The 14,209-nt window shown below is 75.5% G+C and carries 10 protein-coding genes; 4 read left to right on the forward strand and 6 right to left on the reverse strand.

The window, feature by feature from the left end; all coding sequences use genetic code 11:
- The first annotated feature begins 57 nt into the window (after nucleotides 1-57).
- Nucleotides 58-1,224 (forward strand): exonuclease SbcCD subunit D, encoded by a 1,167-nt coding sequence (locus tag DNK56_RS15440; RefSeq protein WP_111334371.1) that lies wholly within the window; start codon nucleotides 58-60, stop codon nucleotides 1,222-1,224.
- Nucleotides 1,221-4,280, forward strand: a complete 3,060-nt coding sequence (locus DNK56_RS15445) for an AAA family ATPase (RefSeq protein ID WP_111334373.1) — start codon at nucleotides 1,221-1,223, stop codon at nucleotides 4,278-4,280. Before DNK56_RS15440 ends, DNK56_RS15445 begins: the two co-directional genes overlap by 4 nt.
- Here the strand turns inward: DNK56_RS15445 and DNK56_RS15450 are convergent.
- Nucleotides 4,270-4,716 carry an Lrp/AsnC family transcriptional regulator gene (locus DNK56_RS15450; protein WP_111334375.1) on the reverse strand — a complete coding sequence of 149 codons (447 nt, stop codon included), beginning with the start codon at nucleotides 4,714-4,716 and terminating at the stop codon, nucleotides 4,270-4,272. The two genes, DNK56_RS15445 and DNK56_RS15450, sit on opposite strands and share 11 nt — an antisense overlap.
- Before the next feature lie 93 nt (nucleotides 4,717-4,809).
- Between DNK56_RS15450 and DNK56_RS15455 the strand changes: the two genes are divergently transcribed.
- Complete coding sequence (locus DNK56_RS15455; RefSeq protein ID WP_111334377.1) at nucleotides 4,810-5,298, forward strand: rhodanese-like domain-containing protein; 489 nt, start codon at nucleotides 4,810-4,812, stop codon at nucleotides 5,296-5,298.
- A gap of 45 nt (nucleotides 5,299-5,343) precedes the next feature.
- Here DNK56_RS15455 and DNK56_RS15460 read toward each other — a convergent pair whose 3' ends face one another.
- A complete protein-coding gene (locus tag DNK56_RS15460) occupies nucleotides 5,344-7,029 on the reverse strand; it encodes a DUF885 domain-containing protein (RefSeq protein WP_111334379.1) in 1,686 nt (561 codons plus the stop codon).
- A 39-nt stretch (nucleotides 7,030-7,068) separates the two neighbouring features.
- Nucleotides 7,069-7,590, reverse strand: a complete 522-nt coding sequence (locus DNK56_RS15465) for an Lrp/AsnC family transcriptional regulator (RefSeq protein WP_111334381.1) — start codon at nucleotides 7,588-7,590, stop codon at nucleotides 7,069-7,071.
- A 59-nt stretch (nucleotides 7,591-7,649) separates the two neighbouring features.
- On the opposite strand from DNK56_RS15465, the gene DNK56_RS15470 reads away from it, so the two are divergent.
- Nucleotides 7,650-8,897, forward strand: a complete 1,248-nt coding sequence (locus DNK56_RS15470) for a trans-sulfuration enzyme family protein (RefSeq protein ID WP_111334383.1) — start codon at nucleotides 7,650-7,652, stop codon at nucleotides 8,895-8,897.
- Here the strand turns inward: DNK56_RS15470 and DNK56_RS15475 are convergent.
- The 3 genes from DNK56_RS15475 to DNK56_RS15485 are packed head-to-tail and all read right to left on the reverse strand — an operon-like array spanning nucleotide 8,827 to nucleotide 14,206.
- Nucleotides 8,827-10,104: a GNAT family N-acetyltransferase gene (locus tag DNK56_RS15475; protein ID WP_111334385.1), complete on the reverse strand. Its 1,278-nt coding sequence runs from the start codon at nucleotides 10,102-10,104 to the stop codon at nucleotides 8,827-8,829. The two genes, DNK56_RS15470 and DNK56_RS15475, sit on opposite strands and share 71 nt — an antisense overlap.
- Nucleotides 10,105-10,160: 56 nt before the next feature.
- Nucleotides 10,161-12,836, reverse strand: coding sequence for a DUF7824 domain-containing protein (locus DNK56_RS15480; RefSeq protein WP_111334387.1), 2,676 nt, complete (start codon nucleotides 12,834-12,836; stop codon nucleotides 10,161-10,163).
- The gene (locus DNK56_RS15485) at nucleotides 12,833-14,206 is read right to left on the reverse strand and encodes an SWIM zinc finger family protein (RefSeq protein WP_199563748.1); all 1,374 of its coding nucleotides are present in this window, start codon (nucleotides 14,204-14,206) and stop codon (nucleotides 12,833-12,835) included. The genes DNK56_RS15480 and DNK56_RS15485 overlap by 4 nt, the downstream gene beginning before the upstream one ends.
- Between the last annotated feature and the right edge of the window lie 3 nt (nucleotides 14,207-14,209).

Raw genomic sequence — 14,209 nt, forward strand, 5'->3', positions numbered from 1 at the left:
TGGGGGCGTGAGGGCACAGGGGCGGAGGAAGCGAACGATGCGGACCGGAGCCGGGTCTTGAGGATTCTGCACACATCGGACTGGCACCTGGGCCGGTCGTTCCACCGGGTCTCCCTGCTCGACGCCCAGGCCGCCTACCTCGACCACCTGGTGGACACGGTCCGCGAGCACGAGGTCGACGCCGTCGTCGTGGCCGGCGACGTCTACGACCGCGCGGTCCCCCCGCTCAGCGCGGTACGGCTCTTCGACGACGCCCTGCACCGCCTGGCCGACGCCGGGGTGCCCACGGTGATGATCTCCGGCAACCACGACTCGGCCCGCCGGCTCGGCGTCGGCGCCGGACTCATCGGCCGGGCCGGCATCCATCTGCGCACCGACCCCGCGCACTGCGGCACGCCCGTCGTGCTCCCCGACGCCCACGGGGACGTGGCGTTCTACGGGCTCCCCTATCTGGAACCCGCCCTGGCCAAGGACGTCCTCAAGGCCGGACGGGCCGGCCACGAGGCCGTGCTCACCGCCGCCATGGACCGCGTCCGTGCCGACCTTGCCGGGCGCCCCGCCACCACCCGCTCCGTCGTCCTCGCCCACGCCTTCGTCGCCGGCGGCGAGGCCAGCGACAGCGAACGCGACATCACCGTGGGCGGCGTCGCCGCCGTGCCCGCGGGCGTCTTCGACGGCGTCGACTACGTGGCCCTCGGCCACCTCCACGGCTGCCAGTCCGTCACCGACCGGGTCCGCTACTCCGGCTCCCCGCTCGCCTACTCCTTCTCCGAGGCCACCCACCGCAAGACCATGTGGCTCATCGACCTGGACGCCTCCGGCACCGTCACCGGCGAACGCGTCGACTGCCCGGTGCCCCGCCGCCTCGCCCGCATCCGGGGCCGCCTCGACGCACTCCTGGACGACCCGGCCCTCGACCGCCACGAGGACGCCTGGGTGGAGGCCACCCTCACCGACCCGGTCCGCCCCGCCGAGCCCATGGCCCGCCTCGCCGAACGCTTCCCGCACACCCTGGGCCTCGTCTTCGAACCCGACCGGGCGCCCGACGACCCCGAGACCTCGTACGCCCGCCGGCTGCGCGGACGCGACGACCAGAGCATCGCGGAGGACTTCGTGGCCCACGTCCGGGGCGGCTGCGGAACCGACGAGCGGGAACGGGCGGTGCTGCGCGGCGCCTTCGACCACGTACGCGTGGAGGACGGCGTCCGCGAGGTGAACCGGTGAAGCTCCACACCCTGCGCATCACCGCGTTCGGCCCCTTCGGCACCACGCAGGAGATCGACTTCGACGCGCTCTGCGCCGCCGGCCTCTTCCTGCTCCACGGGCCGACCGGCGCAGGCAAGACCTCCGTCCTGGACGCCGTCTGCTACGCCCTGTACGGAGCCGTCCCCGGCGCCCGGCAGAGCCCCGGCACCTCCCTGCGCAGCGACCACGCCCCGGCGGACCTGCCCACCGAGGTCCGGCTCGACCTCACCGTCGGCGGGCGCCGCCTGGAGATCACCCGCGGCCCCGCCCGCACCCGCCCCAAGAAGCGCGGCAGCGGCCACACCACGGAAAAGGCGCAGAGCCGGCTCCGCGAATACCACCCCGAGCACGGCTGGCGCGCGCTGAGCAAGTCGCACCAGGAGATCGGCGAGGAGATCACCCAGCTCCTCGGCATGAGCCGCGAGCAGTTCTGCCAGGTGGTCCTGCTGCCCCAGGGCGACTTCGCCCGCTTCCTGCGCGCCGACGCCGAGGCCCGCGGCCGGCTCCTCGGCCGGCTCTTCGACACCCGGCGCTTCGCCGCCGTGGAGGAACACCTCGCCGAACTGCGCCGGACGGCCGAGGCACAGGTCAAGGCCGGTGACGACCAGATCCTCGCGCTCGCCCAGCGCATCGCCCAGGCGGCCGGCCCCGCCGCCCGCGAGTGCCCGCTGCCCGAGGTCCGGCCCGGCGACCCCGGCCTCGCCGACGCCGTCCTGACCTGGGCCGCCACCGCCCGCAGCGCCGCCCGCGAACGGCTCGACATCGCCGCGTCGGTCCTCGCCACCGCCGAGGGACGGCACGCCGGGGCCCGCCGCGCCCTGGACGCCGAACGGGAACTCGCCGCGCTCCAGCAGCGGTACGCCGAGACCCGGCGGCGGGCCGACGCCCTGGAGGCCGGCCGCGCCGCGCACGAGGAGGCCCGCGAACGCCTCGCGCGCGCCCGCAAGGCCGACCTCGTCGCCCCCGCCCTGGAGCTGCGCGAAGCGGCGGAGCGGGCGTACCGGCGGGCGCGCGAGGACCGCGACCACGCCCGGACCCGGCTGCCCGGGAACCTGGCCGACGCGGGCGCCGAGCAGCTGGCGGCCCTGGAACGGCGGCTCCGCGAGGAGCTGGGCGGGCTCGAATCCGCCCGGCGCGCCGAGCGGCGCGCCGCCGAGATCCACGACGAGCGCGCCGCCCTGGAACGGCAGGCCCGCGCCGACGACGACCTCGCCCGCGACACGGAGGACTGGCTCGCCGGCTGGGAGGCCACCCGCCAGGACCTCGGGGCCCGCCTGGACGCGGCCCTGGAGGCGGCGACCCGTACCGAACTGCTGGCCCGCCGCCTCGACCCGGCCCGCCGCCGCCTGGACGCGGCCCGCCGCCGCGACGAGCTGGCCGCCGGGGTGACCGCCGCCGAGCGGGCCCTGACCGCCGCCCGCGAACACGCCGTGGGTGCCCAGGAACACCGGCTCGACCTGCGTGAGCGCCGGCTGCGCGGCATCGCCGCCGAACTCGCAGCGCAGCTCACCGAAGGCGCGCCCTGCGCGGTCTGCGGCGCGACGGACCATCCCGCCCCGGCCCGCCCCGGCGACGGCCAGGTGGACCGCGCGGCCGAGGAGGCCGCCGAACGCGCCCACCGCGAGGCGGAGAAGGCCCGCGCCGCGGCGCAGCAGGCCCTGGCACTGGTACGCGAACGCCACGAGACCGCCTGCGCGGAGGCGGCCGGGGAGCCGGACACCGAAACGGCGGACGGCGGACCCGGCACGGCCGGCGGGCCCGCGCCCACCGTCGCCGCCCTCGCCGCGCTCGTGGACGGCCTCGCCGACCGGCACGCGCGCGCCTACCGGACCGCCGCCGGGGCGCACGTCGCCCGCGAGGCGCTGGCCGGGGCCGAGGCGGAGCAGCGGCGGCGGCTGGAGCAGCGGCAGGGCGTGGAACAGCGGGCCGCCGCGCGGACCTCGCGGCGCGAGTCGCTGGACCGTGAGCAGACCGGCGTCGACGAGGTGCTGGAGCGTGCGCGCGGCGGACACGCGAGCGTCGCCGAGCACGCCGCCCTCCTCCAGCGCCGGGTCGCCCTGCTGGTGGACGCGGCCGGTGCGGTGCGCGAGGAGGAGAACGCCGCCGCCCGGCTCAAGGAGGCCGACGCCCGGCTCGCGGACGCCGCGTTCCGGGCCGGGTTCGACACCCCGGAGGCCGCCGCGGCGACGCTGCTCGACGACGCCGCGCAGCGTACGCTCCAGCACCGCGTCGACGGCTGGCAGGCCGAGGGGGCGGCCGTCGCCGACCGGCTCGCGGACACCGCCGACCGGGACGCCGCCGCCCGTCCGCCCGCCGCCCCGGACGCGGCGCGCGAGGCGTGCGACCGGGCCGAGCGCGCGCTGCGCGAGGCCGCCGCCGGGCTCGACGCCGCGCGGGAACGCTGCGCCGAACTCGGCAGGCTCTCGCAGCGCGTGGCGCACGGGGTGCGCGCGCTGGGTCCGGTCCGCGAGGAGTACGAACGCGTCGCCCGGCTCGCCGCGCTGACCGCCGGGACCTCGGCGGACAACGCGCGCAAGATGCGCCTGGAGTCGTATGTGCTGGCCGCCCGCCTTGAGCAGGTCGCCGCGGCGGCCACCGCCCGGCTGCGGCGCATGTCCTCGGGCCGCTACCAGCTCGTGCACTCCGACGCCCGCACCGGCGGCCGCCGGGCCGGGCTCGGCCTGCACGTCATCGACGCCTGGACGGGCCGCGAGCGCGACACGGCCACGCTCTCCGGCGGCGAGACGTTCTTCGCCTCGCTCGCCCTGGCGCTGGGCCTCGCCGACGTCGTCACCGACGAGGCCGGCGGCGTACGGCTGGACACCCTCTTCATCGACGAGGGGTTCGGCAGCCTCGACGACCAGACGCTGGACGAGGTGCTGGACGTCCTCGACTCGCTGCGCGAACGGGACCGCAGCGTCGGCATCGTCAGCCATGTCGCCGACCTGCGCCGCCGTATCCCCGCCCAGCTCGAAGTGGTGAAGGAGCGGCACGGGTCGGCCGTGCGGCTGCGCGCGGAGGGGCTCAGCGACTGATCGGGCGGCCGGGCAGCGGCGAGGAGTAGACGACGCTGGTGGTGACGGAGCCGAGGGCGCCGATCTTCCCGGACACGGTCTCCAGATGGCTCATGGAACGGGCCGTCACCTTGAGCACGAAGCAGTCGTCACCGGTGACGTGATGGGCCTCCACGATCTCCGGCGTGGTCGCCAGCAGGTCGTGGAACGGCTTGTAGTTGCCGTTCGGGTACCGCAGCCGTACGAAGGCGAGGATCGGCAGCCCGAGCCGTTCCGGATCGACCACCGCCGCGTAGCCGCTGATCACCCCGGCCTCCTCCAGCCGGCGGACCCGCTCGGTGACGGCGCTCGGCGACATCGCCACCGCCCGCGCCAGCTCCGCGTACGAGGCGCGGCCCTCGCGCTGGAGGACATCGAGAATGCGCCAGTCCGTGGCGTCCGGGGAATAGTCGTTCATCCGGACAGCGAACCGTGGAATCCCCGGCGGATCAAGAGTGGTGCCGGGGATCTCGCCTTCCGGGCCGGGTGTGCCGCTCGTAGATTTTCTGTCATGACCTCCCAGCCCGGCGCCACCGCCGCCCACCCCGTCCTGAACGTTCCGCCCGCCGCCCCGGCCGACGCCGTCGCCCACTTCGGTGCCTCGCTCGCCTTCCACACCGACGTCTCGGACGTGGCGGCCGCCCTCGCCGCAGACGGCGACCCCGGATTCGTCCTGCTCGACTCCCGGTCCGCCGAGTCCTGGGACCAGGGGCACATCCCGGGCGCGGTGCATCTGCCGACGGCGCTCGTCGCCGAGCGGGCCCCCCGGCTCCTCGACCCGGCCGTGCCGGTCGTCACGTACTGCTGGGGGCCCGGCTGCAACGGCGCCACCCGCGCCGCCCTCGCCCTGGCCCTGCTCGGCTACCGGGTCAAGGAGATGCTGGGCGGCTTCGAGTACTGGGCGCGCGAGGGATTCCCGTACGAGACCCGGCAGGGCGGCGCGCGGCGTACGGCCGACCCGCTCACCGCGCCGGCCGGCACCGCCGACTGCGGCTGCTGACGACGGCCCGGCCCCGGGGGTGTCCGGGACCGGGCCGCCGGTGTGTCAGAGCTTCGACAGCTCGTCCACCAGGTCGTCCAGACCCAGCGGGCCCTGGGACAGGGCCGCCATGTGCCACGCCTTGAGGTCGAAGGCGTCGCCGTGCGCCGCGCGGGCGTTCTCCCGGCCCAGCAGCCAGGCCCGCTCACCGAGCTTGTAGCCGATCGCCTGGCCCGGCATCGACAGATAGCGGGTCAGCTCGCTCTCCACGAAGTCCGCGGGACGGCCGCTGTGGTTGCCGAAGAACTCCTGGGCCAGGTCCGGCGTCCACCGCTCACCGGGGTGGAACGGCGAATCGGCCGGGATCTCCAGACCCAGGTGCATGCCGATGTCCACGATCACCCGGCAGGCGCGCATCATCTGCGCGTCCAGATAGCCGAGCCGGCGCTCCGCGTCGGGCAGGAAGCCCAGCTCGTCCATCAGCCGCTCCGCGTACAGCGCCCAGCCCTCGGCGTTGGCGCTGACGATCCCGATGGACGCCTGGTAGCGCGACAGGCTGTCCGCCACGTGCACCCACTGGGCGAGCTGGAGGTGATGGCCGGGCACGCCCTCGTGGTACCAGGTGGACACCAGGTCGTACACCGGGAAGCGGGTCTCGCCCATGGTCGGCAGCCAGGTGCGGCCGGGCCGCGAGAAGTCCTCGGACGGGCCCGTGTAGTACGGGGCGGCGGCACCGCCGGGCGGGGCGATCCGGGACTCCACCCGGCGGACCCGCTCGGCCAGTTCGAAGTGCGTGCCGTCCAGCGCGTCGATCGCCTCGTCCATCAGGCCCTGGAGCCACGCCTGGACCTCGTCCACGCCCTCGATGTGCTTGCCGTGCACATCGAGGTGGGCCAGCGCCTCCCAGGGGCCCGCCCCCGGCAGCACCTTCTCGGCCTCGGTGCGCATCTCGGCCAGCAGCCGGTGGTACTCGGACCAGCCGTACGCGTACGCCTCGTCCAGGTCGAGGTCGGTGCCGTTGAAGTAGCGCGACCAGCGGGCGTAGCGCTCCCGGCCCACCGTGTCGGACGCGTCGCCGATCGCGGGCGCGTACACCTCGCGCATCCAGCGCCGCAGCTCGTCCAGGGCGCCGGCGGCCTGCGCGGCCGCCGCGTCCAGTTCGTCGCGCAGGGCGTCCGGGCCGGCGGCGGCGAAGTCCTGGAAGAAGCCCTTCGTCCCGTCCCCGACCCACTCGTCGAGCTGGTCGATGAACGTGGCCGCGGCGCGCGGGCTGCCGTACAGCTCGCGTTCCAGACCCAGCGCCAGGGACTCGCGGTAGCCGGCGAGCGCGGCCGGGACCGCCCGCAGCCGCTCGGCGACGGCCGCCCAGTCCTCGTCCGTCTCGGTGGGCGTCACCGTGAACACGTCCCGCACCGAGTGCGCCGGGGAGTGCATGTTGGAGACGGCCCGCAGCCCCTCGTCGGCCTCGTGGACGGCGAGTTCGGCCGTCAGGCGCTCCCGCAGCAGCCGGCCGCAGCGGCGTTCGGCGTCGTCGGCGGCACCGGGCAGCGCCTCCGCGCGGTCGAGGCGCGCGAGCGTGTCACGGGCCAGCGCGGCCAGCCGCTCCTGGCCGGCGGGGGAGAAGTCGGGAAGACGGCGCGAGCTTGCCGCGACACCGAGATAGGTACCGGAGATCGGGTCGAGTTCGATGAATGCGTCGACGTAGGCGTCGGCGATCTGGCGCGGCAGCGCGCTGCTGGAAGAGTCTGGCATACCGACATCCTCATACGATGAGGGGCCCCGCGTCACCATCTAATCGGTGGAACGGACCTGTCCCGGCAGCGGCCCGGACCCCGCCCCCGGCACCGGCGGAAGCAGCGGACCGCACTCCCACTGCTGGAAGATCAGCCGCGTCTCCACCCGCGCCACCTCGCGCCGCGAGGTGAACTCGTCCAGCACCAGCCGCTGGAGATCCGCCGTGTCCGCCACCGCCACATGCACCAGATAGTCGTCGGGCCCGGTCAGATGGAACAGCGCCCGCGACTCCGGCAGTGACCTGATCCGCTCCACGAACGGCCCGATCAGCTCCCGGCGGTGCGGCCGCACCTGTACGGAGAGCAGCGCCTCCAGACCCCGGCCCAGCCGGGCGGGGTCCAGCCGCAGCTGGTGCCCGAGGATCACGCCCGTACGGCGCAGCCGGGTCACCCGGTCCAGACACGTCGACGGCGCGACGCCCACCTCGGCCGCCAGCTCCCGGTACGTGGTCCGGGCGTCGTTCTGCAACAGCCGCAGAATGTGCAGATCGACCGTGTCGAGAGCGACGGATTCAGTCATTCGCCGAACGTAGCACGGGGATTCGGCCCCTTGACCCGGTCAGCGTTCAGAGTGCGGGCATGGACACCGACTCCGTGCCGCAGCCCGCGACGACAACCCCGTCCAGGGCCCTCGCCACCGAAGCCGTGCACGCCGGACGCGACGACCTCGCGGCCGGCGGCCTGCACGCCGCACCGATCGACCTGTCGACCACCTACCCCTCGTACGACTCCCGCGCCGAGGCCGAGCGGATCGACGCCTTCGCCACCACCGGGGCCCGCCCGGACGGCCCGCCCGTCTACGCCCGGCTCGACAACCCGACGAACGCCCGCTTCGAAACGGCCCTGGCCCGCCTGGAGGGCACCGAGAGCGCGGTGTCGTTCGCCAGCGGCATGGCCGCGCTCACCGCCGTCCTGCTGGCCCGCGCCGGCGAGGGACTGCGCCATGTGGTGGCCGTCCGCCCGCTGTACGGATGCAGCGACCATCTGCTGGGCGCCGGGCTCCTCGGCACCGAGGTGACCTGGACGGACCCGGCCGGCATCGCCGAGGCCATCCGGCCCGACACCGCCCTGGTCATCGTGGAGACCCCCGCCAACCCGACGCTCGCCGAGGTGGACATCCGGGCCGTCGCCCACTCCTGCGGCGCGGTCCCGCTGCTGGTCGACAACACCTTCGCCACCCCCGTCCTCCAGCGCCCCGTCGAGCACGGCGCGCGGATCGTGCTGCACAGCGCCACGAAGTACCTGGGCGGCCACGGCGACGTGATGGGCGGGGTCGTCGCCTGCGACGAGGAGTTCGCCGCGGTGCTGCGCCGGGTCCGGTTCGCCACCGGCGGCGTGCTGCACCCGATGGCCGGCTATCTGCTGCTGCGCGGCCTGTCCACCCTGCCGGTACGGGTCCGGGCCGCGTCCGCGACCGCCGCCGAACTGGCCCGCAGGCTCACCGCCGACCCGCGGATCGAACGCGTCCACTACCCGAAGATCGGCGGCGCGATGGTCTCCTTCGAGGTCGCCGGCGACCCGCACCGGGTCATCGCCGGGGTACGGCTGATCACGCCGGCCGTCAGCCTCGGCAGCGTGGACACCCTCATCCAGCACCCGGCCTCCATCAGCCACCGCATCGTGGCGGAGGGCGACCGGCACGCCGCCGGCGTCGGCGACCGGCTGCTGCGCATGTCGGTCGGCCTGGAGGACGCCGACGACCTCTGGGCCGACCTCGACCGGGCCCTGGACGGCGCGGACGCCGCCCGCCCCGCCGTCAGCGCTCGGCCTGCTCGTACGGCAGCGGCGGCAGGGAGCGCGCCGGGGCCGGGGACGGGCGCGCGGTGATCACCAGGGTGCCCTCCTCCAGCTGGTAGTCGAGCGGCAGCGAGAGCGCGCGCATGGCGGCGACCATGCCGGTGTTCGACGCCTGCGTCACGGCGTAGACGCTCTCGCAGCCGTCCTCGGCCGCCATCGCCACGAGCCGGGCCAGCAGCTCGGAGCCGATGCCGCGCCGCTGCCACGCGTCCTCCACGAGCAGCGCCACCTCGGTCTCGTCGCCGTCCCACAGCAGATGCCCGAGGGCGACCAGCCGCCCCGACGCCGTCCGCGCCGCCAGGGTGCGGCCGAAGCGCGGGTTCAGCAGATGGTCCAGATAGCGGTCCGCGTCCCGGACCGGGCCGTGGTAGCGCCGCCGCAGGGTCTGCTCGGAGCAGCGCCCGTGCATCGCCGCGGCCGCGTCGAGGTCGGCACGGTCCGCCCGGCGCACGGTGATCTCGTTGCCCTCCGGCAGGGTGAGCACCTGCCGGCCGCGAGGTGTCCGGGGCCCGAGCCGCGCGTCCAGCTCCACCAGCGCACGGGCCCGCGCGAACTCGGTCGGTGTGAACGGGAGAGCGGGCCGCTCCACCGTGATCACCCCGCCCGAGGGGTCGCGCAGCCGCATCACCGTCTCCTCCAGCACCCCTTCGACCGGCGCGGACTGCCCGGTGGCGCGTCCGGTCACCGATACGGCGGGCAGCGAGCGGATCGAGCAGCGGCCGAGCAACTGGCGCAGCGCCAGGGGAAGTTCGGCGCCGTCCAGGGCGGTACGGGTGGCGAGGCCGAGCACCCGGGTCGGGGCGTCCACCAGATCGTGGGCGTCGGCCCGTTCGGTCCAGGTGGAGGTGCCCCCGGCGGCGGCCACCGCCCGGCTCAGCTCCCGGGCCGGCAGCGAGGCGGGCACCCGCAGCAGGAACTCGTCCACGGTGCCCCGCGCCAGCGGATGCGTCTGGAGCGCGAGGATGTCGATCCCGTGGCCCGCCAGCACCGTGCACAGGGCGGCCAGACTGCCCGGAGCGTCCCGCACGGTGGTCCGCATCCGCCACAGCACGGTCTCCCCGGGGCTCATGTCCTGGCCCCCCGGGTCCGTGTCCGGGCCGGCGGACGCGGCCCCCGGGGGCGGTGACGGCGGCGGGGCGTGGCCGTAGCCGACGCGCCTGGCCCACCAGGCGCGGAACACGGCCGTCACGGTCGGCCCCCGGCGGCGGGCGTTCTTCGCGGACGTCGTATCGGTCATGAACCCACTGTGACCGTGACGTGTTGCCTCATCACCAACGCTCTGTGACCGGTGGGTTAACCGAGCGGCAGACCTTCCGCCGCCCGGCACGCGGCCTCCAGACGTATCGCCTGCCGCACCAGCTGCGTCGTGCCACCGCGCGCGGCCGTCGCGGCCACACCCGGTACGGCGCCGGTGGCCGGCGGTCCGGAGCGCTCCGCGCACTCGGCCGCCACCGCGAGCAGATCGCTCAGCCCCCGGGGCGCCCGCTCCCGGCCCAGCAGCGCGGGCAGCACCGGCACCAGCACGGACAGCACCGTCCCGTACGCCCCGGTCTCCGCCGCCGTCCGGACCGCGTCCGCCAGCCGGTTCGGCTTCACCGACTCCTGCTCGATCAGCACGGCCAGCTCACGGCCGAGCAGCCCGGCGTCCAGCTGCCCCCGCCCCGCCAGCACCAGCAGGGCGTCCACCGTCGAGAGCCGGTCCTCCGCCTGCCGGGCGCCGAGCCCGTACGCCACGGCGAGATGGATCGCGTCGGCCGCCGGACCGCCGGTCTCGGCGAGCGTGGGCAGCAGCCAGGTGTGGCCCCGGTCCTCCTGGACGCACGCCGCGACGGAGGGCAGCAGCCAGGCCGCGAGGCTCTCGCCGTCCTCCGGCAGGGTGGCGACCCAGTGCGGGGACTCCGCGACCCAGCAGTAGCAGTCCTTGTCGCGCGGGGAGTGCGCGCTCCCGAGCCAGTGGAACGCCGGCGGGAACTTCTGCCGGACGAGCGGGTTGTCCCTGGTGGCGAGCAGCGCGCGGCGCGCCCTGATCACCGTCTGCCGCAGCCAGTCGCGGCCGACCTGGACGTCCGTGTCCACATGGCGGGGCACCACGGACGCCACCGGCTCGTCCGCCCGGAGCCAGGCCGCCAGCCGGTCGCCCTCCTCGGTGCCCAGCTCGTCCGCCCCGCGCGCGGCCTCCTCCGCGTCCGCGCGCCGCACCCGCAGGAGCGCCTGGGCGAAGTCCACCGGGGCGGCCCGGACCCCCAGCGCCCGGTAGCCGCGCAGCCGCTCGACCAGTTCCGCCGCGTCGATGGACCCGGTGTGCCAGGTCGGGGTGGCCAGCAGATACGGCAGCCGGCCCGACCGCAGCTCGGCGGCCGCCTCCCACATCCGGGCCGACATGATGCCGTTGAGCGCTTCGTGGCAGCACTTGGCCGTCCCGCTCCGGTGGGCGCGCGCATCGTGCACGACCTTCATGGGGAACCGGTCGAGCAGGGACGCCGCGACGGTGTGCAGGCTGCCGCCGTCGCGGGACATCCGCCACTCGACCTCCCCCTTGGGGGTGGTGGCCCACCACAGTCCGGCGAGCGCGGGCTCCAGGGCCTCGACCAGCTCCCGCGTCCCCTGGTGGGCGTACCGGACGAGGCCGTCCAGGGCCCGCTCGAACGCGGTGATGTCCTCCTGGTCCGGGCTGATCAGAACGGCCGTCACCTCCTCGGCCAGCTCGGCGACCGAGCCGTGCGGCGGGCCGAGGGGGCGCGGGACGGGCGGCGGCGGCAGGATCTCCTCGTACGGCACCGCCGGTTCGTCCTCCAGCAGGTCCCCGAAGACGGCGAGCGCCGCCTGCCGGTGCACGGGCGCCAGCTGCGCGGCCATCCCCGCCACCTCCTCCCGGACCTCCGGCGACGCGGCGGGCAGCACGCGGGCCACCAGCTTGAGCGCGCGCTCCTGCGCGTCGGTGTCCGGATGTCCGAAGGCGTCGGCGATCACCGGCAGCAGCTCGTCCGCCGCCGAGGCCTCGCGGCGCAGCACCTTGCCCAGCTGGATCAGCTGGGCGCGCACCAGCTTCTTCTCGGTGCGGAAGAGCACCGCTCCGGACACCTCGGCCAGCTGCCGCACGGACAGCGCGCCCTGCGCGTGCAGCCGGCCCAGCACCTCCTGGGCGTGACCGGCCACCGTCGAGGGACCGTCCGCCGCCAGCGCCGTCCAGTCGGCGACCCGCGCCGCCTCCTCCTCGGGGGTGGGTTCGAGACCGCGCACCACCAGCAGACAGAAGCGCAGATCCGTGGGCTTCCCGCCGCCGCGCAGCAGCCGAGCGACGCACGCGTCGAGCAGGGCGCCCCGGTCGAGCCGACCCTCCGCCGCCAGCGTGCCCAGCGCGGCCGGCCAGTAGTCGCCGGGGGAGGCGCTGTCCACCCACGCCACCGACGACGGCAGTTCCGGCATCGTCAGCAGATGCGCGACCAGGCCCCGCAGGTCGTCCTCCTTCCGCAGGACCTCCACCAGCGGCACACGGCGCTTCCACTGCCAGCGGGAGCCGCTGACCAGCTCGGCCCACATCTGCACCATGCCGTCCGTGACCGGCAACGGGCACTCCGCCCGGCGGGCCAGCTCCACGACCAGCCGGTACTCGGCCTCGGTCTCCACAGCGCGCGCGGCCAGCCGTCCGGCGAGATCGGCCAGCCACGCCGGGTCCCGGTCGGCGAGGACCTGGAGCACCCACGGGTACGGCGAGTGCGTCCAGTCGCGCATCTCCCGGGCGCCGAGCCAGGTCGCGCAGCCCGCCGCCCCGGTGTGGCAGCCCGCACCGGCCACCACGACCGCCTTGCGGACACGGGTGCGCGCGTCCCACGCCCACCCCCGAGCCTCCTTGCGCAGCTCCTTCAACTCGTCCAGCGCCGCCTTGCGTTCGCGCCGGTCGAGCCGGGCCACCAGCGCCGGGACGTCGTCCAGGCGGCCCTCGCGCACCGCGTCGAGCAGCGTGCTCATCGGACACCCCCGGCGACCGTCGCACCACGCCGGACCATCCGGACGGCCAGGGCGTGCTTGCACGGCCCCCGGCGGCCCCGGTAGTCCGCCCACCACTGGCAGGTGCAGCTCAGCGCCCCCGCCCGTTCACGGACCTGGTAGCGCCGGTCGCCCGAGCGCACCGCCGCCACCTCGCCGTCCAGCTCCACCGCGCCCTCCCGGGCCAGCCGGCGCGCCGCCACCAGCCGCGGATTGTGCCGCTCGGCCCGGTCCGCGTCGTACGGCAGCTCACGGTGGAAGTACGCGGCGTCCGCCAGGTCATACCCCACCCGGCCCGCCGTACCCAGCCGGACCAGCGCGGCCCGCACCCGCTCCGCCGGAAGGCCCGACTGCTCGGCCAGCACATCCGGCTCGATGCGCGGCTCCCACGCCAGCAGCACCGAGATCAGCTCGGCGTCGGCCGCCGCGTCGTCCGTGGCGAGCGCCTCCAGCACCCCTCCCTCACCGGAGAACCCCCGCGAGGCGTCCGGCGACAGCGTCAGCGTGAGCCGCATGCCCGGCAGCACCACCTCCCACGCGCTCGCCGTCGCCGCGCCGTCCGCCACCGGCCCGTACACCCGCAGCGCCGACGCGTACCGCAGGACCCGCTGCAAGGTGGCCAGCCGCTGCGGGCCCGGAAGACACACCGCGCCGGACACCGGACGGGTCGTCGGCCGCAGCGTCCGCCCGGCCGGCACCACCCACTGCGCACCCCGCGAGGCGTTCCCCGAGGACCGGGGCAGCGATCTCAGGAACCGGACGGCCTCGGTCGCCGAGAGCTCGGCCCGCAGATCGAAGGTGGCGGAGACCACCTGCGCCTCGGCGAAACCCCGCAGCCAGCGGTCCGGCAGCGGCACCTTCTTCTCCACCACCGATCCGGCCGTCGTGGTGACCGCCATCTCCTGCGGACCCACCCGCAGATGCAGCGGCTCGTCGCCACCCATCCGGGACAGCGCCTCCCGCAGCGGATTGTTCACATCCACATTGGTGGTGCCGTGGTCCGTCCGGGCGCCCTCCAGACCCTCGCTCAGCACGTCCAGCCGCGCGTACACCCCGCAGCACCCGGAGAACGACTCGAAGCGCAGCCGGTCCCCGTTGCCCGTCACCACCGGGTCCAGCGACGACAGCAGCGTCCGCTGGTAGTAGCGGGCGGCGGCGACGTCCGCCACGGCGAGCAGCCCCCGCGCCGCTATCTGCGGCGAGGCCAGGAAGCCCTCGAAGAACCGGGGATGGGGCTCCAGGCCACGCGGGGTGGAGCCGCCGGCCGTCTCCAGGCCGAGCAACTGTCCGGCCTGGGAGGACGCCAGGGCGGAGGGACGTGAATAGGCCAGGGCCTGCACGGTTCGGGTCATGGG

Source organism: Streptomyces sp. AC1-42W (assembly GCF_003248355.1).
Lineage (GTDB): Bacteria > Actinomycetota > Actinomycetes > Streptomycetales > Streptomycetaceae > Streptomyces.

What these genes read in the sequence shown, in the direction of transcription:
- DNK56_RS15465 (WP_111334381.1), bottom strand. Translation starts at nt 7,590, where the DNA reads ATGACTGAATCCGTCGCTCTCGACACGGTCGATCTGCACATTCTGCGG.
- DNK56_RS15455 (WP_111334377.1), top strand. Translation starts at nt 4,810, where the DNA reads ATGACCTCCCAGCCCGGCGCCACCGCCGCCCACCCCGTCCTGAACGTT.
- DNK56_RS15470 (WP_111334383.1), top strand. Translation starts at nt 7,650, where the DNA reads ATGGACACCGACTCCGTGCCGCAGCCCGCGACGACAACCCCGTCCAGG.
- DNK56_RS15450 (WP_111334375.1), bottom strand. Translation starts at nt 4,716, where the DNA reads ATGAACGACTATTCCCCGGACGCCACGGACTGGCGCATTCTCGATGTC.
- DNK56_RS15475 (WP_111334385.1), bottom strand. Translation starts at nt 10,104, where the DNA reads ATGACCGATACGACGTCCGCGAAGAACGCCCGCCGCCGGGGGCCGACC.
- DNK56_RS15485 (WP_199563748.1), bottom strand. Translation starts at nt 14,206, where the DNA reads ATGACCCGAACCGTGCAGGCCCTGGCCTATTCACGTCCCTCCGCCCTG.
- DNK56_RS15480 (WP_111334387.1), bottom strand. Translation starts at nt 12,836, where the DNA reads ATGAGCACGCTGCTCGACGCGGTGCGCGAGGGCCGCCTGGACGACGTC.
- DNK56_RS15460 (WP_111334379.1), bottom strand. Translation starts at nt 7,029, where the DNA reads ATGCCAGACTCTTCCAGCAGCGCGCTGCCGCGCCAGATCGCCGACGCC.